At 72.0% G+C, this 21,118-nt stretch carries 23 protein-coding genes and 1 riboswitch; of the genes, 7 read left to right on the plus strand and 16 right to left on the minus strand.

Translation table 11 applies throughout. The features are described from left to right. Positions 1 to 47: 47 nt before the first annotated feature. Together C2L59_RS06355 and typA are read right to left on the minus strand one after the other, a co-directional pair. Complete coding sequence (locus tag C2L59_RS06355; RefSeq protein WP_103348566.1) at positions 48 to 1,784, minus strand: ABC transporter family substrate-binding protein; 1,737 nt, start codon at positions 1,782 to 1,784, stop codon at positions 48 to 50. Between the two features lie 380 nt (positions 1,785 to 2,164). Further along, entirely contained in the window at positions 2,165 to 4,090 is a 1,926-nt protein-coding gene (gene typA / locus C2L59_RS06360) for a translational GTPase TypA (RefSeq protein WP_103348567.1), read from the minus strand. A gap of 194 nt (positions 4,091 to 4,284) precedes the next feature. On the opposite strand from typA, the gene C2L59_RS47750 reads away from it, so the two are divergent. After that, positions 4,285 to 4,437: a hypothetical protein gene (locus C2L59_RS47750; RefSeq protein WP_199198933.1), complete on the plus strand. Its 153-nt coding sequence runs from the start codon at positions 4,285 to 4,287 to the stop codon at positions 4,435 to 4,437. A 1-nt stretch (position 4,438) separates the two neighbouring features. Here C2L59_RS47750 and C2L59_RS06365 read toward each other — a convergent pair whose 3' ends face one another. After that, positions 4,439 to 4,738, minus strand: a complete 300-nt coding sequence (locus C2L59_RS06365; RefSeq protein WP_103348568.1) for a YciI family protein — start codon at positions 4,736 to 4,738, stop codon at positions 4,439 to 4,441. Positions 4,739 to 4,916: 178 nt separating this feature from the next. Here C2L59_RS06365 and trpS point away from each other — a divergent pair, with 178 nt between their 5' ends. Next, a complete protein-coding gene (trpS, locus tag C2L59_RS06370) occupies positions 4,917 to 5,882 on the plus strand; it encodes a tryptophan--tRNA ligase (RefSeq protein ID WP_103348569.1) in 966 nt (321 codons plus the stop codon). On the opposite strand, the gene C2L59_RS06375 is transcribed toward trpS, so the two are convergent. Genes C2L59_RS06375 through C2L59_RS06385 form a run of 3 tightly spaced genes read right to left on the minus strand, consistent with a single transcriptional unit; the run spans position 5,875 to position 8,311 of the window. Beyond that, entirely contained in the window at positions 5,875 to 6,264 is a 390-nt protein-coding gene (locus tag C2L59_RS06375; protein WP_103348570.1) for a (deoxy)nucleoside triphosphate pyrophosphohydrolase, read from the minus strand. The genes trpS and C2L59_RS06375 overlap by 8 nt on opposite strands. An 11-nt stretch (positions 6,265 to 6,275) precedes the next feature. Then, a complete protein-coding gene (locus tag C2L59_RS06380; protein WP_103348571.1) occupies positions 6,276 to 7,598 on the minus strand; it encodes a HAMP domain-containing sensor histidine kinase in 1,323 nt (440 codons plus the stop codon). Continuing rightward, entirely contained in the window at positions 7,595 to 8,311 is a 717-nt protein-coding gene (locus C2L59_RS06385; protein WP_103348572.1) for a response regulator transcription factor, read from the minus strand. Before C2L59_RS06385 ends, C2L59_RS06380 begins: the two co-directional genes overlap by 4 nt. A gap of 148 nt (positions 8,312 to 8,459) precedes the next feature. Here C2L59_RS06385 and C2L59_RS06390 point away from each other — a divergent pair, with 148 nt between their 5' ends. The 3 genes from C2L59_RS06390 to C2L59_RS06400 are packed head-to-tail and all read left to right on the plus strand — an operon-like array spanning position 8,460 to position 11,406. Further along, on the plus strand, positions 8,460 to 9,557 hold the full coding sequence (locus C2L59_RS06390; protein ID WP_103348573.1) for a sigma-E factor regulatory protein RseB domain-containing protein: 1,098 nt from the start codon (positions 8,460 to 8,462) through the stop codon (positions 9,555 to 9,557). Further along, positions 9,554 to 10,528 carry an ABC transporter ATP-binding protein gene (locus C2L59_RS06395; RefSeq protein WP_103348574.1) on the plus strand — a complete coding sequence of 325 codons (975 nt, stop codon included), beginning with the start codon at positions 9,554 to 9,556 and terminating at the stop codon, positions 10,526 to 10,528. Before C2L59_RS06390 ends, C2L59_RS06395 begins: the two co-directional genes overlap by 4 nt. After that, complete coding sequence (locus tag C2L59_RS06400; protein ID WP_103348575.1) at positions 10,525 to 11,406, plus strand: ABC transporter permease; 882 nt, start codon at positions 10,525 to 10,527, stop codon at positions 11,404 to 11,406. The genes C2L59_RS06395 and C2L59_RS06400 overlap by 4 nt, the downstream gene beginning before the upstream one ends. Before the next feature lie 7 nt (positions 11,407 to 11,413). Here C2L59_RS06400 and C2L59_RS06405 read toward each other — a convergent pair whose 3' ends face one another. The 5 genes from C2L59_RS06405 to C2L59_RS06425 all read right to left on the minus strand — a co-directional run bounded on the left by C2L59_RS06405 (position 11,414) and on the right by C2L59_RS06425 (position 16,082). Continuing rightward, on the minus strand, positions 11,414 to 11,875 hold the full coding sequence (locus tag C2L59_RS06405; RefSeq protein WP_233223298.1) for a roadblock/LC7 domain-containing protein: 462 nt from the start codon (positions 11,873 to 11,875) through the stop codon (positions 11,414 to 11,416). A gap of 74 nt (positions 11,876 to 11,949) precedes the next feature. Then, entirely contained in the window at positions 11,950 to 12,324 is a 375-nt protein-coding gene (locus C2L59_RS06410; RefSeq protein WP_103348577.1) for a hypothetical protein, read from the minus strand. Between the two features lie 31 nt (positions 12,325 to 12,355). Then, positions 12,356 to 13,408, minus strand: coding sequence for an ABC transporter ATP-binding protein (locus C2L59_RS06415; RefSeq protein WP_103348578.1), 1,053 nt, complete (start codon positions 13,406 to 13,408; stop codon positions 12,356 to 12,358). Further along, the gene (locus tag C2L59_RS06420) at positions 13,408 to 14,973 is read right to left on the minus strand and encodes an iron ABC transporter permease (RefSeq protein WP_103348600.1); all 1,566 of its coding nucleotides are present in this window, start codon (positions 14,971 to 14,973) and stop codon (positions 13,408 to 13,410) included. Before C2L59_RS06420 ends, C2L59_RS06415 begins: the two co-directional genes overlap by 1 nt. Positions 14,974 to 15,041: 68 nt before the next feature. Further along, positions 15,042 to 16,082 (minus strand): thiamine ABC transporter substrate binding subunit, encoded by a 1,041-nt coding sequence (locus C2L59_RS06425; protein ID WP_103348579.1) that lies wholly within the window; start codon positions 16,080 to 16,082, stop codon positions 15,042 to 15,044. Between the two features lie 21 nt (positions 16,083 to 16,103). Next, positions 16,104 to 16,211, minus strand: a riboswitch (TPP riboswitch). A gap of 32 nt (positions 16,212 to 16,243) precedes the next feature. On the opposite strand from C2L59_RS06425, the gene C2L59_RS06430 reads away from it, so the two are divergent. After that, positions 16,244 to 16,525: a 4a-hydroxytetrahydrobiopterin dehydratase gene (locus tag C2L59_RS06430; RefSeq protein ID WP_103348580.1), complete on the plus strand. Its 282-nt coding sequence runs from the start codon at positions 16,244 to 16,246 to the stop codon at positions 16,523 to 16,525. A gap of 402 nt (positions 16,526 to 16,927) precedes the next feature. Here C2L59_RS06430 and C2L59_RS06435 read toward each other — a convergent pair whose 3' ends face one another. The 4 genes from C2L59_RS06435 to ychF are packed head-to-tail and all read right to left on the minus strand — an operon-like array spanning position 16,928 to position 19,454. Further along, positions 16,928 to 17,263: a hypothetical protein gene (locus C2L59_RS06435; RefSeq protein ID WP_103348581.1), complete on the minus strand. Its 336-nt coding sequence runs from the start codon at positions 17,261 to 17,263 to the stop codon at positions 16,928 to 16,930. 2 nt (positions 17,264 to 17,265) lie between these two features. Next, positions 17,266 to 17,733 carry a hypothetical protein gene (locus C2L59_RS06440; protein ID WP_103348582.1) on the minus strand — a complete coding sequence of 156 codons (468 nt, stop codon included), beginning with the start codon at positions 17,731 to 17,733 and terminating at the stop codon, positions 17,266 to 17,268. Beyond that, the gene (locus tag C2L59_RS06445) at positions 17,730 to 18,320 is read right to left on the minus strand and encodes an ArsR family transcriptional regulator (RefSeq protein WP_103348583.1); all 591 of its coding nucleotides are present in this window, start codon (positions 18,318 to 18,320) and stop codon (positions 17,730 to 17,732) included. The genes C2L59_RS06440 and C2L59_RS06445 overlap by 4 nt, the downstream gene beginning before the upstream one ends. Before the next feature lie 51 nt (positions 18,321 to 18,371). Further along, positions 18,372 to 19,454, minus strand: coding sequence for a redox-regulated ATPase YchF (gene ychF / locus C2L59_RS06450; RefSeq protein ID WP_103348584.1), 1,083 nt, complete (start codon positions 19,452 to 19,454; stop codon positions 18,372 to 18,374). Between the two features lie 90 nt (positions 19,455 to 19,544). On the opposite strand from ychF, the gene C2L59_RS06455 reads away from it, so the two are divergent. Further along, complete coding sequence (locus tag C2L59_RS06455) at positions 19,545 to 21,017, plus strand: DNA-3-methyladenine glycosylase 2 family protein (protein WP_233223299.1); 1,473 nt, start codon at positions 19,545 to 19,547, stop codon at positions 21,015 to 21,017. Here C2L59_RS06455 and C2L59_RS06460 read toward each other — a convergent pair. Beyond that, on the minus strand, positions 20,927 to 21,118 hold the full coding sequence (locus tag C2L59_RS06460; protein WP_103348585.1) for a DUF1737 domain-containing protein: 192 nt from the start codon (positions 21,116 to 21,118) through the stop codon (positions 20,927 to 20,929). The genes C2L59_RS06455 and C2L59_RS06460 overlap by 91 nt on opposite strands.

Below are 21,118 nucleotides of genomic sequence, written 5' to 3' on the forward strand. Positions count from 1 at the left end.
CGCGTTGGTGAAGATCACCCGGTAGTACTGAATGCGTAGCCAAGCGATTACTTCGGGCCGCGAGTCCAGTTCACCGCCGACCCGAACGGGCCCACCAACGGGGGACCTGGGGTAACGCCCGAGATGCCCGATCCGATCGCCAGGGTGTCAGCCGATTGGAACAACGGGATTACCACGTTCTGACGCCAAAGTTCAGGCTCAAGGGTGGTCAGCGCTTCGGCGATCGGCGTGGCGCCGGACAGCGCCGCGTCGATCGACGGCTGCAGCGCCGGGTCGCAGAAGCCGGCCGAATTGCCCGGGACGACCGGCTTGGTCTTGTCGGCGCCCGCGGCCGTCTGCTCCGGGCGGCAGCCGAAGGTCGACGCGAGCACCGATGCGGTGTCGCCGCCGACGGCCTGCGGGACGACGGCGATGTCGACCCCGACGTTGCCCGCCGAGTCGCCGGTCGGCTGCTGGACCCCGCTGACCACCGGCATGGCGAGCAGGCCGCTGAACAGGTCGCGCGGCTGCGGCGCGATCGTGCTGACCTCGATGCCCTGCGCGGTGAGCTCGTTGGTGAGCTCCTTGGCGATCGTCGCGTACGGCTCCTGGGCGCCGGGCGAGGCGATGACCAGCGAGAGGGCCTTGCCGTTCTTGCGCCAGGTGCCCGCGGTCTTGGTGTAGCCGGCCGCCTTCAGCGACTCCTCGGCCTTGGCGACGTCGGGCGCGGTCGGCGGGCCGGGCGGGATGGTCGCCGCGTAGCCCTTCGCCGACGGCGGCGTCACCTGGGCGTCGGCGTGGAGCGCCGACGACGGGCCGCCGTTGACGCCCTCGGTGATCAGCTTGGGGCGGTCGATCAGCGCGGCGATCCCGGCGCGGACCTGGGCGTCCTGCAGCGTGGCGCTGACCGGGCGCAGCAGCACGTCGGCGACCAGCGGGCGGGCGACGGTGTGCAGCCGGACCGCGGAGCCGAGCTCGCCGAGCAGCTTGAGCTCGTCGCCGGTCGTCCTGGCCAGCGCGAACTGGTCGTTGCCGCTGCGCAGCGCGGCCAGCAGCGTGCTCTGGTCCGACCGGCGGAGCACGATCCGGTCGATCGCCGCGGGCTTCTCCCAGTAGCGGTCGTTGCGCTCGAGGATCACCTCGCCGCGGGCGGTGTCGAGGCTCTTGATCGAGAACGGGCCGGCAACGGCCGGGAAGTTCGACGCGAGCGCCCCGCGCCAGCCGTCGGGCGCGTCCTTGAGCAGGTGGGCGGGCAGCAGGTCGGAGAACAGCGTCTGCCAGCCCGGGTACGGCTTGGCGAAGGTGACCTCGACGCGCTTGCCGCCCTCGCGGGACTGCAGGTCGGTGATCTGCCGGTAGCCGGCCGGCCCGATCACGCCGGGCTGGTCGCGCAGCTGGGTGCGCAGGTAGTCGAAGTCCTCGGCGGCGATGGGCGCGCCGTCGGACCAGGAGGCGTCGGCCCGGATGTCGTAGGCCACCACGAACGGCTGCTGCGAGACCACCTGCGCGGCCTTCATCAGGTTCTTGTCGAGCTGGGTGGTGCCGTCGTCCTTCTGGCGGAACACCGAGGGCAGCAGCAGCTGCGAGAGCGCGGAGGTCACCTGGGAGGAGTCCGCGAGGTTGTGCGGGTTGTACCCGCCGAGCACGTCGTCGACGCCGACGACGATCTGCGACGGCGTCTTGCCGGTGGTCGGCACCGGCGCGGCCGAAGACGACACGACCGGTGGCGGCGGGGTGTTCGAGCAGGCGGTGAGCAGCACGGTCGCGAGTGCCAGTACCGGCACCGCCTTGCGATTCACCCGCACGCCCCGTTCCTCCCAGAATCCACCGATCGGGTTAGCCATGCTCCCACGACCGCCTCCGCCGCCGGAACCGAGATTCCCATACCCGGATCGGCCGGGTCCGCCACCCCGTGGTGCCACTACGGGGAAGGACGCGCGGACCGCCGTCCGGGTTCCCGGACCGTTCCGGAACGGCGGAACGAACACGGGCCGGACACGGGAAAGGTTCACCTCGGTGGCCGGCACCAGGCGATGAGGCCGGCGGAACCCCTATAAAGATATAAGGAGAAGAACCGCGGAATTCGTGACGATGGGTTCTGCCCGGCCGACCCAGCGTAAGGGAACGGGCACGAAAAAACCTCCCGGCCGCACGGACCGGGAGGTTTTTCCGAAAGCTCGCGGGATCAGCCGTTGTCGCGGCTCTTGGCGCGCGAACGCTCCTTCGCGCGGGTATTCACGTCCAGGGTGACCTTGCGGACCCGGACGACCTCGGGCGCGACCTCGACGCATTCGTCGACCGAGCAGAATTCGAGCGCCTCTTCCAGGCCCATCTTGCGCGGGCGGGCCAGCGTCTCCATCACGTCGGCGGAGGACTGACGCATGTTGGTCAGCTTCTTCTCCTTGGTGATGTTGATATCGAGGTCCTCGAAGCGCGGGTTCTCGCCCACGACCATGCCCTCGTAGACGTCGGCGCCCGGCTCGACGAAGAACGTGCCGCGGTCGGCCAGCTGGATCATCGCGTACGCGGTGACCGGGCCGGACCGGTCGGCGACCAGCGAGCCGCTGTGCCGGGTGCGGATCTCGCCCGCCCACGGGAAGTAGCCCTCGAACACGTGGTTCGCGATGCCGGTGCCGCGGGTCTCGGTGAGGAAGTCGGTGCGGAAGCTGATCAGGCCGCGCGACGGGAGCACGTACTCCAGCTTGATCCGGCCGGTGCCGTTGCCGCTCATGTCCTCCATGCGGCCCTTGCGGGCGGCCAGGAGCTGGGTGATCGCGCCGAGGTGCTCCTCCGGCGAGTCGATGTAGAGGCGCTCGAACGGCTCGTGCAGCTTGCCGTCGATGGTGCGCAGGACCACCTGCGGCTTGCCGACGGTCAGCTCGAAGCCCTCGCGGCGCATCTGCTCGACGAGGATGGCCAGCGCCAGCTCACCGCGGCCCTGGACCTCCCAGGTGTCGGGGCGCTCGGTCGGCAGGACGCGGATCGAGACGTTACCGATCAGCTCCTGGTCGAGGCGGGCCTTGACCAGCCGCGCGGTGACCTTGTCGCCGCCGTTGCGCCCGGCCAGCGGCGAGGTGTTCACACCGATGGTCATCGAGATGGCGGGCTCGTCGACGGTGATCCGGGGCAGCGCGACCGGGTTGTCGGAGTCGGCGAGCGTGTCGCCGATGGTGATGTCCGGGATGCCCGCGATGGCGACGAGCTCGCCCGCGCTGGCCTCGGTCGCCGGGACGCGGGTGAGCGCCTCGGTGACCAGGAGCTCGGAGATGCGGACGTTCTGCACGTTGCCGTCTTCGCGCATCCAGGCCACGGTCTGGCCCTTGCGCAGCTTGCCGGCGTGGATGCGGATCAGCGCGATGCGGCCGAGGAAGTTGGACGCGTCGAGGTTGGTGACCAGCGCCTGCAGCGGCGCGTCGAGGTCGGCCGCGGGCGGCGGGACGTGCCGGAGCAGCGTGTCGAACAGCGGGTCGAGGTTCTCGCTCTCGGGGATCTCACCGTCGGCGGGCTGCTCCAGGCTGGCCTTGCCGGCGCGCGCGGAGGCGTAGACGACCGGGAGGTCGAGGATGGCGTCGTGGTCGGCGTCCTCGATGTCGCTGGCCAGCTCGAGCAGCAGGTCGTGGGTCTCCTCGACGACCTCGGCGATCCGGGCGTCCGGCCGGTCGGTCTTGTTGACCAGCAGGATCACCGGCAGGCCGGCTTCGAGGGTCTTGCGCAGCACGAACCGGGTCTGCGGGAGCGGGCCCTCGGACGCGTCGACCAGCAGGACGACGCCGTCGACCATGGCCAGGCCGCGCTCGACCTCGCCGCCGAAGTCGGCGTGGCCGGGGGTGTCGATGACGTTGATCGTCACCTGGCCCTCGGGCGTCTGGCGGTGGATCGAGGTGTTCTTCGCGAGGATCGTGATGCCCTTTTCGCGCTCGAGCTCCCCCGAGTCCATCACGCGGTCGACGACCTCGGCGCGCTCGGCGAAGGCGCCGGACTGGCGGAGCATCGCGTCCACCAGGGTCGTCTTGCCGTGGTCGACGTGGGCGACGATCGCGACGTTGCGCAGGTCGGGCCGGGTCTTACCGGTCGGCCGGCCGGTTTCGACGGTAGCGCTGGCTGCGGGCACGCGAGAACTCCTGAACTTCAAGGGTTGGATGGCCGCGCAAGCCGCTCAGGCATCCCGTGACCGGCTCTGGTCACACGCGGACCTCACCCAGGATACCTGCCACCCTTGTGTGAGCGGCCCCACGCCCCCCTGGCGGTTAGGCTGACCTAACGTGGAAACTCCGGGAAGGACGCCGATCCGGAAGGTGCGTGCGCGTGGGCAAGAAGCCGAAGGACCCGCGGAAGGTCGTGCGCAAGCTCATGAAGGCCGGCAAGGTCAAGAAGAAGTGCTGCCGGTCGAAGCCGCGCTGCAAGAAGTGCCCGGTATTGGCTCTGAAGAAGGCGAAAGAGGACTTGGCCGCCGCTTAGCTCAGTGCGGCACGGCCTCGTTGAGCTGCCGGAGTTCCGGCGCGGTCTTCGTCGGCGAGAACTCGATGACCTCGTACTTCGCCAGGTGCTTCACGCAGAACGGGTCGGACGCGAGGATCGCGTCGAGCTTCCCGCGGGCCATCGGCCGCGTGACGATCACGCCGCCGGTGCGCGGCTTCCGCGCCCCGGACGCCAGGAAGTGGCCGTGCTCGTACTGCTTGTTCAGCCACTCGGCGTGGTCCGGGAGCGTGTAGTCGATTTCCTCGATCGGGGCCGTGTAGTTCAGCAGGACGACATACATGGTTAGACGGTAGACCCGCACGCCACTTCGCGCCTATGCTCGCCTTATGCACGTGCAGACGTCCTGGTGGCCGCCCTCGGCGGCCGACTAGTCCTGCGCTGATCACCAGCGGCCGCCCCGGACGGGCGGCCTTTTTCGTGCCTTCTCCGGGGTGGCCCCACCCCGGGAGGAACCCACGATGAGCAAGCTGTCCGGCATCACGCCCTCCGGCCACGTCCACCTCGGCAACTACCTCGGTGCCGTCCGCCGCTGGGCGCGCGAGGGCGGCGCGGACGACCTGTACTTCGTCGCCGACCTGCACGGCATGACGACGCCGCACAACCCGGCGAAACTCCGGTCGCTGGCCCGCGAGCAGCTGGCCGTGCTGATCGCCGCCGGCATCGACCCGGAGCGGGTGTTCGTCCAGTCCGACCTGGCCCGCGAGCTGGGCGCGCTGACCTGGGTCCTGGAGTGCACCTGCAACTACGGGGAGGCCGCGCGGATGATCCAGTTCAAGGAGAAATCCAAAGGCCAGGCCGGGGTCCGGCTGTCACTGCTGACCTACCCGGCGCTGATGGCCGCGGACATCCTGCTGCAGGGCGCGGACGAGGTGCCGGTCGGCGAAGACCAGCGCCAGCACGTCGAGCTGACGCGCACGCTGGCCAAGCGCTTCAACGGCACGTACGGGGACGTGTTCACCATCCCGCGCGCGGTGCTGCCCCCGGCCGGCGCGCGGGTGAAGGACCTGGCCGACCCGACGCGCAAGATGTCGAAGTCGGCGCGGGACGCGGTGGGCGTGGTGTTCGCACTCGACGAGCCGGACCAGATCCGCCGCAAGATCCGCCGCGCGGTCACCGACGGCGGATCGGTACCGGTCCACGCGCCGGAGACGCGGCCGGGGATGGCCAACCTGCTGGAGATCCTGGCCGCGTGCCGGGGCGGGTCGCCGGCCGAGCTCGCCGACGAGTTCACCTCGTACGGAGCGGTGAAGGACGCCGTCGCCGACGCGGTGATCGAGGAGCTGCGATCTCTGCGTGAACGAGCGTTAACGCTGCTCGGCGACGTCGCCGAGCTGGACCGCGTGCGGAAGGCGGGCGCGGAACGCGCCCGCGAGCGCGGCTCGCACCGGCTCGACGCGGCCCTGCGGATGATCGGCGCTAACTGAGCAGCGCGCGGAAGGCGGGGAGCAGGATCCGGTCCGCGGGCAGCCAGTCGACGCCGTCGAGGTCGTCGGGCCCGAGCCACTGCACGGCTCGGTGCTCGACGGCCCGCGGCTCCTCGCCGGGCGAAACGAGCGTCGCGGCGTAGATGCGCAGCACCTTCTCGCCGGGTAGCGGAACGTCCTGGCCGACGCGGCGGCCGACCTCGATGACGACGTCGAGTTCCTCGCTGCACTCGCGGGCCAGCGCGAAGGCCTCGGACTCCCCCTCTTCGACCCGGCCGCCGGGCAGTTCCCACTGCCCCGCGTGCTTCGGCGGCCACGCCCGCTGCTGGGCCAGCAGCTTGCCGTTCCGCACCAGGGCGGCTCCCACGATCACAGCGTTCACAGTCCCGGAACTTACCCGGAAGCCCCGCTCCCGTCCGCGCGCCAGACGACCACGAAGCGCGCGCCGCCGTCCGGGGAGTCGGTCACCTGGACGCGGCCGCCGCGGCGGCGGACCGTCTCCGCCACCATCGCCAGGCCGAGGCCCGTGCCGCCGGAGGTGCGGGCGCGGTCGTCCGCGATGCGGTAGAACCGGTCGAACACCTTCTCGCGGTGCTCCGGGGCGATTCCCGGGCCGTCGTCGTCGACCACGACCCGCACCGAAGACCGGGACGCCAGCACCGAGACCACGATCTGCCCGCGCGCGTAGCGGCACGCGTTGCGCAGCAGGTTGTCCAGCACCAGCTCCACCTCCGCGTGCGCCGAGGACGCCCACGCCTGCGCGACCGCCGTGCTCACCCGGGTCTCCGGCGCCCCCGCCGGGAGCCGGGCCACCGCCGACCGCACCTCGCTCACCAGCTCGACCGGCGACGCGGGCGGCACCTCCCCCGCGTCCGAGCGGGCCAGCGACAGCAGCCCGTCCAGCAGGGACGACAGCCGCTCGGCCTCGGTGAGGATGTCCGACAGCGTCTCCTGCGCCAGCTCCGGATCCGGGTTGGTCACGGCCACTTCGGCCTGGACCCGGATCGACGCGACCGGCGAACGCAGCTCGTGCGCCGCGTCGCCGGTGAAGCGCCGGAGCCGTTCGCTCGCCTGCTCCTGCCGCTCCAGGAGCGCGTTGAACTCCTCGGCCAGGGCCCGCAGCTCGTCGTGGGAGTCCGGCAGCGCCAGCCGCGCGCCCGGGGGCAGCGACCGCACCGAACCGCGCATGCGCGCGACCGGGCGCAGCGACAGGCGCACCACCAGCCACGTCGCGAAGCCCGCCACCAGCGCGCCGACCGAGGCGACGACCACCAGCCAGACGCCGCCGTAGTGCACCGCCGCCGCGAAGCCGACCAGGCCGGCGCCCGCCACGACCAGGCGTTGCGCCCCGTCCGGCGCGCTCACCACCGTGCCGAGGTACCGGGCGCCGTCGCGCTGGACCGGCTGGCCGGCCTTGAGCGTCGAGACGTCCTCGGGGGAAAGCCCGGCCGGGGTGCCGCCGTCGACCGGGGTGCCCGCGATGTCCAGCACCCGCAGCGTCACCGGGGCCGCGCCGGACAGCGGCCGGCCGGCGCTCACCTCGGCGCCGGCCGGGCCGAGCGCGCCGGACAGCTCGCGGTCGACCGAGCCGATGAGCAGCGGCGAGAGGTTCGCCGCGGCCAGCGCGGCCAGCCCGAGCAGGCAGGCCAGGGTGATCGTCGCGGCCAGGACGGTGATCCGCGCCTGCAGGGACCGGCCCCGCCACCACGAGCTCACGGGGTGATGACCTCGTCGAGCTGCGCGTCGGAGGCCAGGTAGCCGTGCCCGCGCACGGTCCGCAGCAACGCGCCCGCGCCGGCCGCGTCGAGCTTGCGCCGCACGTACCCGACGTAGACCTCGACGAGGTTGCGCGTCACGGCCTGCTCCTCGCCCCAGACCGCGCGCAGCAGCTCGTCCTTCGTGACGACCGTGCCCGCCCGGCCGACGAGGACCTCGAGCAGCGCGAACTCGCGCGGGCTCAGGCCGACCTCCGCGCCGTTCCAGTGCACCTGCCGCAGCCCGCGGTCGACCTCCAGCGCGCCGAGCCGCAGCGTGCCGCGGCCCGCTTCCGGCCCGGCCCGGCGCAGCACCGCGCGGACCTGCGCGACCAGCACCACGAAGGAGAACGGCTTGACGAGGTAGCCGTCGGCACCGAGGTCGAGGCCGTCGGCCTGGTCGATCTCGCCGTCCTTGGCCGAGACGAGCAGCACCGGCGTGGTGACGCCGTCCTTGCGCAGCCGTTCCAGCACGCGGTAGCCGGACAGGCCCGGCAGCATGATGTCGAGCAGCACGACGTCGAACGAACCCGTGCTCGCCAGCTGCAAGCCGGTGGGGCCGTCCGCGGCGGTGACCACGTCCATCCCCTCCGCGCGCAGCCCGCGTTGCAGGGCCTTCCGCACGCCCGGTTCGTCGTCGACCACCAGTACCCGAGGTTTCACGAGACTCATCATGGCCGGTTTTCGCAGGTCGTGCGTCGGTTCTCAGCGCGATCTCAGCGTCGGGGGGCGAACCTTCAGGGGTATCTCAGCCTCGAGAGGGAAGCGTCGGTGCCAGGGAGCCGGGCACACTCGAGTCCGGGAACACCACAGGGAGAGACGCATGAAACCGAAGACGAAAGGCATCACCGCAGCGGTCCTCGGCACGGCGCTCGGCGCCGGCGGGCTCGCGTTCGTCGCGATGCCGGCCAGTGCCGACGACAAGCCGGCCCTGCCGCAGGTGAGCGCCGAGGACCTGGTGCAGTCGGTGGTCAAGGCGAAGCCGGGGGCGTTCGACGGCACGGTGAAGGTGAGCAACGACCTGGGCCTGCCCGCGGTGGGGAACGCGGTGCCGGGCGCGTCGGCGCTGACCATGGACTCGGCGCACATCTTCAGCGACGGCGCGGGCAAGAGCCGGCTCGCCGTCACGCAGGGGGCCAGCCAGGAGACGGTGGTCCACGACGGCACGACCGTCTGGGACTACAGCTCCCGGACGAACACCGCGACGAAGGTGACCATCCCGGCCGACGTGGCCAAGCAGAAGGGCGCGGGCAGCGAGAAGACCGCCGACCCGGTGGCCGCTTCGACCGAGCTGCTCGCGAAGGTCCGGGAGAGCAGCACGGTGTCGGTCGACGGCACCGCGAGCGTCGCGGGACGCGCCGCCTACGAGCTGGTGCTGACGCCGAAGCCGGCCGAGCGGACGCTGCTGCGCGAGATCCGCGTCGCGGTCGACTCGCAGACGCGGATGCCGCTGCGCGTGTCGGTGCTGAGCAACGGCACGGCGACGCCGGCGCTGCAGGTCGCGTTCACGCAGATCGAGTTCACGCAGCAGCCGGCCGACCTCTTCGCCTTCACCCCGCCGAAGGGCGCGAAGGTGCAGGAGAAGACGCCGACCGTCGACCAGCAGCACAAGGACCTCGCCGAGCAGGCCAAGCAGGACACCAAGATCGTCGGCGACGGCTGGGACACCGTCGTCACCGGCAAGGTCCCGGCCGACGCGCTGAACGCGGCGCCGAAGCAGCAGTCCGGCCGGGAGGGCCGGGGGGCCAACGCCGACCCGAAGGCGCTGCTCGAGCGGTTCGCCAAGAAGGTCAGCGGCACGTGGGGCAGCGGCTACCTCGTCACCACGAAGGTCGGCAGCGCGGTGCTGACCGACGACGGCCGCTTCGCCGCCGGTGCGGTGCCGGAGCAGGTCCTGTACGAAGCGCTGGGTCAGAAGTGACCAGCACGGCTCTCCAGTCCGGGGCGGACGTCTCTTCGGAGGCGTCCGCCCCGGCGGTCCCGCTCGCCGCGCGGACCCGGGGACTGCGCAAGGTCTACGGCAGCACGGTCGCGGTGGACCACGTCGACCTCGACATCCCGCAGGGCGCCGTCGTGGGGATGCTCGGGCCGAACGGCTCGGGCAAGACGACGACCATCCGGATGCTGCTCGGCCTGGTCCGGCCGACCGAGGGCGAGGTCGAGCTGCTCGGCCGCCCGATGCCGGACGCCGCCGCGCACGCGCTGCCGGACGTCGGCGCGCTGGTCGAAGGGCCGGGCTTCCACCCGTTCCTGTCCGGGCGCGACAACCTGCTGCGCTTCGCCGCGGCGGAACCGCGGCTGGCGTCGGCCGGGATTCCGTCCGCTGTGGACTCCGCGCTGGAGCGCGTCGGCCTGACCGCCGCCGCGCGACGGCGGTACAAGGGGTATTCGCTCGGCATGAAGCAGCGGCTCGGGCTCGCTTCGGCGTTGCTGGTGCCGCGGAAGATGGTCGTGCTCGACGAGCCGACCAACGGCCTCGATCCTGCTGGTACCAGGGAGATCCGCAGGATCGTCGCCGAGCTGCACGCCGAGGGCGTCACCGTGCTGGTGTCGTCGCACCTGCTGGCCGAGGTCGAAGCGACCTGCACGCACGTCGCCGTGCTGCAGAGCGGGAACGTCGTCGCGCAGGGCGAGCTGGCGGAGCTGCTGGAGTCCGGGAACGCGGCCCTGCTGGTCCGCACGCCGGACGCGGAACAGGCGGTGGAAGTGCTGCGGGAGCAGCGGATCGGCGCCCGGCTCACGCCGGACGGCATCCGGGCCGACCTCACCGCGGCCGAGGCGCCGCGGGTACTGCAGGTCCTGGTGGGCGCGGGGGTCGCGGTCCACGAGGCGACGCGGGCCCGCACCGGCCTGGAAGACCTGTTCGCACGGCTGACCGAGGGGGCGGAATGACAGCGGCGGTTCTGGACGCACCGGCGGCCCGCACGGGCCACGACACGGTGCCGCTGCCCCGGCTGCTGGCCGCGGAGCTGCGCTGGATCTTCCGGCGGCCGCGGACGCTCGCCGTCCTGGGCCTGCTGGCACTGATCCCGGTCGTGATCGGCATCGGGCTGACGCTGGTCAGCGACCCGTCGGACACCGGCGGCGGCCCCGACAACGGCGGCGGGGCACTGCTGGCGTCCGCGGTCAACAACGCGTTCGTGCTGCCCATCGCGGCCATCGTGATGTCACTCGCGCTGCTGCTGCCGCTGGCTTCGGCCATGGCGGGTGCGGACGCGATCGCGGGCGAAACCGCGCACGGCACGTTGCGCGGCTGGCTGATCGCCCCGGTCGGGCGGGGCCGGCTGCTGGCGGTCAAGGCGTTCGGCGTCGCGACCGTGTCGGTGGCCGCGGTGCTGGCGATGTGCGTGACGGGCGTGGTGACCGGGCTGATCATCAACGGCACGGATTCGCTGTTCACGCTGTCCGGCACGACGCTGTCCCTCGGCGGCGCGCTGGCGCGGATCCTGCTGGTGGCCGGCTGGGTGGTGCTCCAGATGTGGGCGGTCGGCGCGGTCGCGCTGGCGATCTCCAGCTGGACCGAGCACCCGATGCTGGTGGTGGCGTCCGTGCTGGCCGCGGACATCGTGTTCACCATCCTCGGGTTCCTGTCCTCCCTGGACTGGCTGCACCCGTTCCTGCTCACGCAGAACTGGTCAGTGGCGCCGGCGGAGGTGCTGCAGGATCCGATGGGCACGCAGCTGCTCGGCGAAGGAGCCCTGCGGGCCGTCTGCTACATCGTCATCGGGCTTTCGCTGGCCTACGCGCGGCTTTCGACGCGCGACGGCTGATCTTCCGTCACGTCGGCCACGTCGTGTTCTCTTCGTGGCCGGCGGACGGTGAGACGTCGCGCAGCGCGCGCACGCGGTGTTCGGCGACCGCCTGCTGGAACAGGGTCAGCGCCTGCCGCGCGGCGACGTTGAACAACCCCATCGTGGTGTCCCGTTCGCCGAGCACGACCAGCAGGATGCCGGACTGCACCGGGAAAACGCCGATGTGGCCGGACTCGCCTTCGAACACCGCCGCCCGCGGCGCGCCGACACCGGCCTGCTTGGTGAACTGGATGGCCAGCCCGACCGACGTGGCCGCCATCGCGGCGACGCTGTCGACCTCGACGTCACGGGTGTCGCTGCACACCACCAGCCCGTCCCGGCTGGCCGCGAGGAGGCCCTTGACGTTGGTCCAGTCGATCCGACCCCGGATGTCGCGCAGCGCCTCGTTCGCCGCGGCCGCGTCGGCCGGCGGAACCGTCGACGCCACCCTCCGTACCTCCGGCAGAACCGGCGTGCTCCCGCGCTTGGGCAGCGGCACGGCCCCTCCTGCGTGCATTTCGCTCATACGACCAAGTCGGCTTCGATGCGCTTCAGCTGGAGCCGCGCCATGGCGAGGTTCGCCCGTTCCCGGTCCAGCACCAGGTACAGGAACAGCGTCGCGGTGTCCCGTTTGGACGGATCCATCAGCCGGATCAGGTGGTACTGGCGGCGCAGGGTGATGAGGATGTCCTCGATGTCGTCGTTGAGCTGCAGCGCGGCCATCACGCGCAGCTTCGAGCGCACGACCTCGGTGTTGCCCGCCGCGGCGACGTCGAGGTCCAGCCAGTCACCACCGCCCAGGGAGCCCAGCGACATCCCGCTGTCGTAGTCGACCACCGCGGCGCCCACCGCACCGGTGATGGTCATCGCTTCCTTCAACGCCGTGTCGATGTTCATGCAGAGGTGCTCCTCGTTGATCAGCGTTCGGTCACTTTAGGCCGCGATCAGGAGGAGGGCATGGCCCATTCGGAGTAATACCGATCAACGCGACACCGTCCGCGTCGAACGACAGCCGCACCGCGTCGCCGGCCCGCAGGTCCGAAGCGGCCGGCGCGACCGCGTCCACAGTGGAGTTTCCGAGCCGGACGACCAGCCGCAGGTGTTCACGCCGGTGCACCGCCGCCACGACCTCACCCGGCACGCCCTCGGCCGCCACCCGCAGCGCGTGGGGCCGCAGCCCGAGCCGCACCGGGCCGTCGCCGGCGTCGGGCAGGACGACCTCGCCCAGCGGCGTGCGCACGCGCCCGGCCGCCGCGACGCCGTCGGCGAACGTCGTCACGCCGAGGAAGCGCGCCACGTCGTCGTCCGCCGGGTTGCGCCACACCCGCCGGACCGCACCCTCCTGCCGGACCTCGCCGGTGTCGAGCACCGCGACCCGGTCCGCGAGGGTGAACGCCTCCTCCTGGTCGTGCGTGACCAGCAGGGCGGTGATCTTGCTGCGGCGCAACAGGTCGGCCAGGTCGATGGCCAGCTGCTCGCGCAACCCGGCGTCCAAACCGGACAGTGGCTCGTCGAGCAGCAGCAGCCGCGGCTTCGGCGCCAGCGCCCGGGCGAGCGCCACCCGCTGCGCCTGGCCGCCGGACAGCTCCGTCACCCGCCGCTTCTCGAACCCGGACAGGCCGACCAGAGCCAGCAGCTCGGCCACCCGCGGTGTCCACTCCGCCCGCGGGACGCCGTGCATCCGCAGGCCGAACGCGATGTTCGCGGCGACATCGCGGTGACCGAACAGCTGGCCGTCCTGGAACACCAGGCCGAAGCCGCGCCGGTGCACCGGCACCGCGCCGAGGTCCTCGCCGTCCCAGCTCACCGAGCCGCGCGCCGAGGGTTCGAGCCCGGTGATCGCGCGCAGCAGCGTCGACTTGCCCGAGCCCGACGGGCCGAGCAGCGCCAGCACCTCGCCGTCGGCGATGTCCAGCCGGACGTCACGCACCGCCGCGAACGATCCGTAGCGGACGGTCAGGTCCCGCACCGACAGCGCCATCAGAACTCCCCCACCCGGCCGCGCGCGGCCCCGAGCCGGTCGATCAGCGCGACCGCCAGCACCGTCACGAGCATCAGCAACGCGCACGCCGCGTACGCCATCTGGTTGTTCAGCTCGCCCGGGCGCGCCATCAGCGTCGCGACGGCGACCGGCAGCGTCGGCGCCGCCGGCCGGGCGAGGAAGCTCGTCGCGCCGAACTCGCCGAGCGCCACGACGAAGCCGAACCCCGCCGCCGCGACCAGCGGCCGCAGGGTGAGCGGCAGGTCGATCTCCCGCCAGACGCGCAGCGGGCTCGCGCCGAGCGTCGACGCGGCCTGCCGCAGCCGGACGTCGACCGAGCGCAGCACCGGCAGCACCATCCGGACGATCAGCGGGATGATCACCAGCGCCTGGGCCAGCGGCACCAGGTAGGGCGACGTCCGGAGGTCGCCGGGCAGCGCGTCGAGCGTGACGAGGTAGCCGAAGCCGACGGTGACCGCCGAAACCCCGAGCGGCAGCATCAGCACCGCGTCCATCGTCTCCCCCAGCCCGCGCGCGGCTTTCGCCGGCGAGCGCCGCAACGCCACGAGCACCACCGACGCGAGCACGCCGACGACCATCGCGAGCAGCGTCGCGTCGATCGCCACCTTCAGCGAGTTGAGCGCGGCGTCCCAGCCGGACACCTGCAGCGCGCCCTTCTCGCCGGTGCTCGTGAGAGCCCGGTACCCGGCCAGGCTCCAGCCGTCCTCTGTGGACAGTGATTCGGCGAGCAGCGCGACGATCGGCGTCACCAGCAACACCAGCACGGCACCCGCGGCGCCGACGACCCACCACTCGCCGCCTTCCGGCCGCCGGGCCCGGACCGAGCCGATGCGGGCCGCGCTTTCCTTGCGCCGCCGGGCCAGCCCGCCGAGCACGAGCGCGGCGACCACGGCCGCGAACTGGATCAGCGAGAGCGCCGCCGCACCCGAAAGGTCGAGGAGGTCCACCGTCCGCAGGTAGATTTCGGTTTCCAGGGTCCGGTAGCGGGCGCCGCCGAGAATCAGCACGACACCGAAACTGGTGGCGCAGAACAGGAACACCACGGCCGCGGCGGACGCGATCGCGGGCGCCAGCGCGGGCAGCGTCACCGACCGGAAGGCCCGCCACGGCGAGGCACCGAGCGCGCGGGCGGCGTCGGTCGTCCGCGCGTCCAGCCGCGCCCACAGCCCGGCGACGGTCCGCGCGACGACGGCGACGTTGAAGAAGGCGTTGGCCAGCACGATCGGCAGCACGCCGCCGTCCGGCCACAGGGCGCGGAAGGCCAGCCCGACCACCACGGTCGGCAGCACGAACGGCACGAGCACCAGCGTCCGCGCCAGGCCGACGCCGGGCAGCCGCACCCGGGCCAGCAGGAACGCGACCGGCAGGCCGGCCACCACCGCGACGGCCGTCGACGCGGCCGCGCTCCCGACGGTGAACGCGGCCAGCTGCCAGGTCCGCGGGTCGCCGAGGACGGCGTCGAGACCGCCGGCCGCGAACCCGCGGCCGACGATCGCCAGCACCGGCCAGGCGAAGAAGACCACCAGGAACCCGATCGGCGCCAGGCCGAGCAGCGCCAGGCCGAGCCCGCGGGCGGTCCGCGGCGGTGCAGTGGCTTTCCTGGTGGCCGACGTCACTGCAGGAGCGTGCGCCATTCGCCGATCCACTTCTCGCGGCCCGCCTGCACCTGGTCCGCGGGCAGCGTCTGCGGCTTCTGCGGCAGCGGCGCGACCTGCGCCCAGCCCGCGGGCAGGTCGACGCCCTGGCGCGCCGGGTAGACGTACATGTTGGCGGCGACGGTCGCCTGGAACTGCTGGGAGAGCAGGAAGTCCACGACCTTGTGCGCGTTGTCGGCCTGCTTGCCGTTCGCCAGCACGCCGGCGTACTCGACCTGCCGGTAGCAGGTGTCGAGCAGCGCCTTGGTGCGCGGCTTCCCGTCGTCGCCGACCTCGGCGGCGGGCGACGACGCGTACGAGACGACGATCGGCCGCGGCCCCTTGCCCGACGAGCCGGAGAACTGCTTGGTGTAGGCCTCTTCCCAGCCGCTGACCACCTTGACGCCGTTGGTCTTCAGCTTCGTCCAGTAGTCCTTCCAGCCGGCTTCGCCGTACTTGGCGACGGTGCCGAGGAGGAACGCCAGGCCGGGCGACGCCGTCGCGGGGTCCTCGGCGACCAGCAGGTCCTTGTACTTCGGGTCGGCCAGGTCGTCGTAGGTCGACGGCGCCGGGATCCCCTTGGCGGTGAAGTAGTTCGTGTCGACGTTCACGCAGACGTCACCGACGTCGACGGCGGAGAGCCGGTGCTCCGGGTCGACGGCGTAGCGCTGCGGCCCGCGGTCGGCCTCCGGGCTGGTGTAGGGCTCGAAGACGCCCTCGCTGAGCGCGCGCGAGGCGAAGGTGGAGTCGACGCCGTACGCGACGTCGCCGATCGGGTTGGCCTTCGTCAGCACGAGCTTGTTGGTCAGCGAACCGGCGTCGCCCTGCTTGAGCACGGAGATCCTGATGCCCGACTGCTTCTGGAAGGCGTCGAGCACCTCCTGCGGCGCCAGGAACGAGTCGTGCGTCACGAGGGTGACGGTGGGCGTCTGCTGCGTGCCACCGGACCCGTCCGACAGCGAGCATCCCGCGGCCACCACGCCGACGACGGCGATGGCCGTCGCAGCCCTGCGTTTCATCTACCCTCCTGCACTTCGCCGGACGAGGAGGGGAAGCCCTCCCTTCGCCGGCATGATCCGTCTCAGGTGCGAACGGTCGCGGGTAACCCGCCTCTCAGCCCGGCTCACCGGACTCCCGTGGCAACCGTGCAGCGTAGTCCAGGACGCAGGACGATGGAGACATGACGGAAATCTTGAGCGACTCCGAAGCCGACCGGCGGCTGGGCTTCCGCGCGGGCTGGGTCCGCACCGGCGCGGTGATCTCCCGCGAAGTGGAACTGGCGAGCTTCCCCCGGGCGATCGAGGTGGTGAACCGCGTGGCGGAACTCGCCGAGGCCGCCGACCACCACCCGGACATCGACATCCGCTGGCGCACGCTGACGTTCCGCCTCTCGACGCACTCGGCGGGCGGGTTGACGGCGAAGGACTTCGACCTGGCCGCGCAAATCGACGAAGTGCTGTGATCCCGGCTACGCTGAGTGCACCATAGCGCCGCTTCGACGTCTCTCGGTTACCGGAACCTTCGGGAGGGAGACAGAGATGACTCAGGCAATCGTGGTCGGCACGGCGGCATTCGCAACGATGGTGGCGGCGGCCGGCGGTGTGCTCTGGTTCACCGCCCGCAACCGCCGTCACCTGGACGGCTGAGAGTTCGATCACAGCTGTTAACGGCGGGCATGATCAGCGCGCTGTCCCTGCGGAAGCATTCGGTTCGCCCGTAGGGAACGCCCATGAACACGGCCCTCACCACCGCCCAGCGCGCCTGGATCAACGCCCTCGCCCCCGCGGTGGTGCTGATCGTGATCGCCCTGCTGGGCCTGCTCGGCTGAGTCGCTCCGGCCTGCCGGATCCCCGGGTCCGGCAGGCTACCAAGCGATCTGCTCCGGCGGCGGGAACGCGGCCGGCGTCTCGTCCGCCGTGAACCAGTACTCGAGGCACGACAACCGGCCCTCGGCGGCGAACACGATGAGGCCGCCGCCGTCCGGGGCGTCGGCCTCGACCGCCACCGAGCTCGTCAGCGCCGCGCGGGGAGCCGCTTCGGCCACCGCGAGGTCGATCGTGGGGCACCCGCAGCCGCAACGACCGGTCACCCGGGCCGTGGCGGCCTGGGCGCGGAGTTCTGCGGCGCCGGGGAAGTCCGCCGCGAGCAGGGTGTCCAGTGCCGACCGCTCGTTGGGCGTGAGCGGGCGGGAGCTCGCCACGATCAATACCGGGGCATGTTCGGGACGGCCTTCTCGGCGACCCCGATGAGATCGTCGACCTTCGCCATGTCGGCCGTGACGTCCTCGGCGGTCACCGAAGGCACTTCGGACGACCGGTACGCGACTTCGTTGCGCCGCATCCGCATCCGGTTGAAGGGCCGCAGAAGTGGCCCGAGCGGCGGATCGAGCTGTGCGAGAACCGCCTCGTAGACGGCGATGTGGCCACCGCGGCTCGTCGCCCGCAGGCCCTGGTTCTGCAGGACGGCCGCCAAGGCCCGGCGGGCGCCGTCGTACGCCAGCGTGTAGGCGCCTTCCGGGTCCGAGTCGAGCAGCTGCCGCGCCGAAGCGACGTGCGTGCGAGCCCTCGCGAGCTCCGCATCCGCGGCCTCCCGCGAAGCCGGGACGTGTTCGAGGGAGCCGCGCGCGATGAGGGCGTCGATCGTGGCGCGTCCCTGGTTCCACCGGGTCATCGGGTCTCCTCGTCGAGGGACAGCGGGACCAGCGGACGCTCACGCACGCTGGTGAGGAACGGGTCCGGGCTGCTCGCCGCCCACGCCGCCGGCGAGATCCGGTGGACGTTGACCTCACGACCCAGCCGTCGCGACACGCCTTCGGCCAGGTCGAACAGCGCGTCGGCATCGGGCGAGCCGACGACGAGCACGTCGACGTCACCGGGCGGCGGCCCCGGTTCGCCGCGGTAGCGCGCGGCCCACGACCCGTAGATGTAGGCCTCCCGTACGCCCGCCAGCCCTGACAGAGCCTCGGCGAGCAGCGGCAGTGGCCCGAAGGTAACCGAGAGGACTTCGCTCAACGGCCGGTACAGCGGAGTGTCGGTCCGCGCCTTGACGAGCCGGCTCCGGCCCACCCGCCGGTCTTCGAGGATGCCGCCCCCAGCGAGCCGTTCGACCTCGCGCAGCACGGCCGTCGGCGTGACGCCGCAAGCCTCGGCGAGTTCGGTGATGCTGTACTCGCGCTCCGGGTGCAACAGGACCAGCGCGAGCAGCTCACCCTGCATGCGCGAACGCAGCAGCGGCAGCAGACTCGGCGAAGCTTTCATTGGACGCAGTATATCCTGCGCCCAATGAAAGCAACAGTCAGTAGTTGACGCTCACACGTTGAAGCGGAACTCGACCACGTCGCCGTCGGCCATGACGTAGTCCTTGCCCTCCATGCGGACCTTGCCCGCCGCGCGCGCCGCGGCCATCGTGCCCGCCTCCATCAGGTCGTCGTACGAAACGATCTCCGCCTTGATGAAGCCGCGCTCGAAGTCCGTGTGGATCACGCCCGCCGCCTGGGGGGCCGTTGCGCCCTGGGGGATCGTCCAGGCGCGGGACTCCTTCGGGCCCGCCGTCAGGTACGTCTGCAGGCCGAGCGTGTGGAAGCCCGCGCGGGCCAGCGAATAGAGGCCCGGCTCCGGCTGGCCGACCGACTCCAGCAGCTCGCGGACCGACTCCTCGTCGTCCAGCTCGAGCAACTCCGCCTCGACCTTCGCGTCGAGGAACACCGCGTCCGCCGGGGCGACCAGCTTGGTCAGCTCCTCGCGGCGGGCCTCGTCGGTCAGCACCGGCTCGTCGGCGTTGAAGACGTACAGGAACGGCTTCGTCGTCAGCAGGCTCAGCTCGCGCAGCGCCTCGAAGTCGACTTCCTTCTGGGCCTGGAACAGCGTGCGCCCGGCGTCGAGGATCTCCTTCGCCTTCTGGGCGTTGTCCAGCGCGGGCTTGTTCTCCTTCTTCGTCCGCGCTTCCTTCTCCAGCCGCGGCAGCGCCTTGTCCAGGGTCTGCAGGTCGGCGAGGATCAGCTCGGTGTTGATCGTCTCGATGTCGCTCGACGGGTCGATGCGGCCGTCGACGTGCACCACGTCGGGGTCGTCGAACACGCGGATGACCTGGCAGATCGCGTTGGCCTCACGGATGTTCGCGAGGAACTTGTTGCCAAGGCCGGCACCCTCGGACGCGCCCTTCACGATGCCCGCGATGTCCACAAAGGACACCACCGCCGGGACCGTCTTCTCCGACTTGTACAGCTCGGCCAGCTTGTCCAGCCGGGGGTCCGGCAGCGGCACGACGCCGACGTTCGGCTCGATCGTCGCGAACGGGTAGTTCGCGGCGAGCACGTCGTTGCGGGTCAGCGCGTTGAACAGGGTGGACTTGCCGACGTTGGGCAGGCCGACGATACCGAGGGTGAGGCTCACGACCCCGCAGTCTACGTGGCCGGGCCGGTCGGGCCCCACGCACCCAACGCCGTGGCGGATTTCCGCCAGTGACCGCGCTGACCTGCTGGCATGCTCGGATCCATGGTCACCGACACGCTCGCACTCTGGCGGGACGCCGAACGCTGCTACCGCGTGGTCACCGCCCGGGACCCGCGCTTCGACGGCCAGTTCATCATGGCGGTCCGCACCACCGGCATCTACTGCCGCCCGTCCTGCCCGGCGTCGACGCCGAAGGCGCAGAACGTCCGCTTCTTCCCGACGTCGGCGGCCGCGCAGGCCAACGGCTTCCGCGCCTGCCGCCGCTGCCTGCCGGACGCCGTGCCCGGCTCGCCGGACTGGAACGTGCGCGCCGACCTGGCCGCGCGGGCGATGCGCCTGATCTCGGACGGGACCGTCGAGCGCGACGGCGTCCCCGGCCTCGCCCGGCGGCTCGGCTACTCGGAACGCCAGCTCGGCCGGGTGCTCACCGCCGAGCTGGGCGCGGGCCCGCTGGCCCTGGCCCGGGCGCACCGCGCGCACTCGGCGCGGCTGCTCATCGAGCTGTCCGAGCTGCCGCTCACCGACGTCGCGTTCGCGGCCGGCTTCTCCAGCGTGCGGCAGTTCAACGAGACGATCCGCGAGGTGTTCGCGACAACGCCTTCGCAGCTTCGCGCCTTCGCTGCTTCACGGCGTGGGCGTCAGGGTGACGTGAGCGGGACCCGGCTCAGCCTGCGGCTGCCGTTCAGGCCGCCGTTCGACGCCGACGGGTTGCTTCGCTTCTTCGCGGCCAACGCCGTGCCGGGCGTCGAGGAAGTGACGCCGGAGTCCTACGCGCGCACCCTGCGGCTCGCCCACGGCACCGGCGTCGTGCGGCTGACGCCCGCGCCGGACCACGTGCGCTGCGAGCTGGTGCTCACCGACCTGCGCGACCTCGGGAGCGCGGTCAGCCGGGTGCGGCGGCTGCTCGACCTCGACGCCGACCCGGCGGCGGTCACCCGCGTCCTCGGCGCCGATCCGGTGCTGGCGCCGGTGGTCGCGGCCGTGCCGGGGATCCGCGTGCCGGGCGCGGTCGACGGCGAGGAGCTGCTGCTCCGCACCCTCCTGAGCGAAGTGCCGCCCGGTGCGGAGGTGCCGGGCGAGTGGGGCGTGACGCGGCTGTTCCCGACGGCGGCCGAGGTCGCCGCGGCCGTGCCGGGCCACGCCGCGATCGCGGCGTTGGCGGAAGGCCGGCTGGACGTGCACGTCGGCCGGGACGCGGCGGCGCTGCGGGCCGAGCTGCTGACGTGCGTCGACCCGTCGACCGCGGACTACGTCGTGATGCGGGTGCTCGGTGCCCCGGACGTGCTGCTCGCCGACGACCCCGCGGTCCGCCGGGGCGCCGAGGCGCTGGGCATCTCGCCGGATTCACTGCCGGAGCGGGCGCGCGCGTGGACGCCGTGGTGTTCCTACGCCGGGATGTACCTGCGGCGCGCTCAGCCCGGTTCGCCCGGCCACAGCACGGCCTGGGCGACGATGACCCGGTCGCCGTCGAACGTCGCCGCCGGCGAGCCGTGCAGCCGGTAGCCGAGGTCCAGCGCCTCGCTGACGCGGTGGCAGAACTGGGCGTCGTCCGGGCCGGTCAGCAGGCGGTAGCGGGGCAGGCCGTTCGGCGGCTGGTCGGTCAT

The organism is Amycolatopsis sp. CA-128772 (assembly GCF_002904295.1).
GTDB lineage: Bacteria > Actinomycetota > Actinomycetes > Mycobacteriales > Pseudonocardiaceae > Amycolatopsis.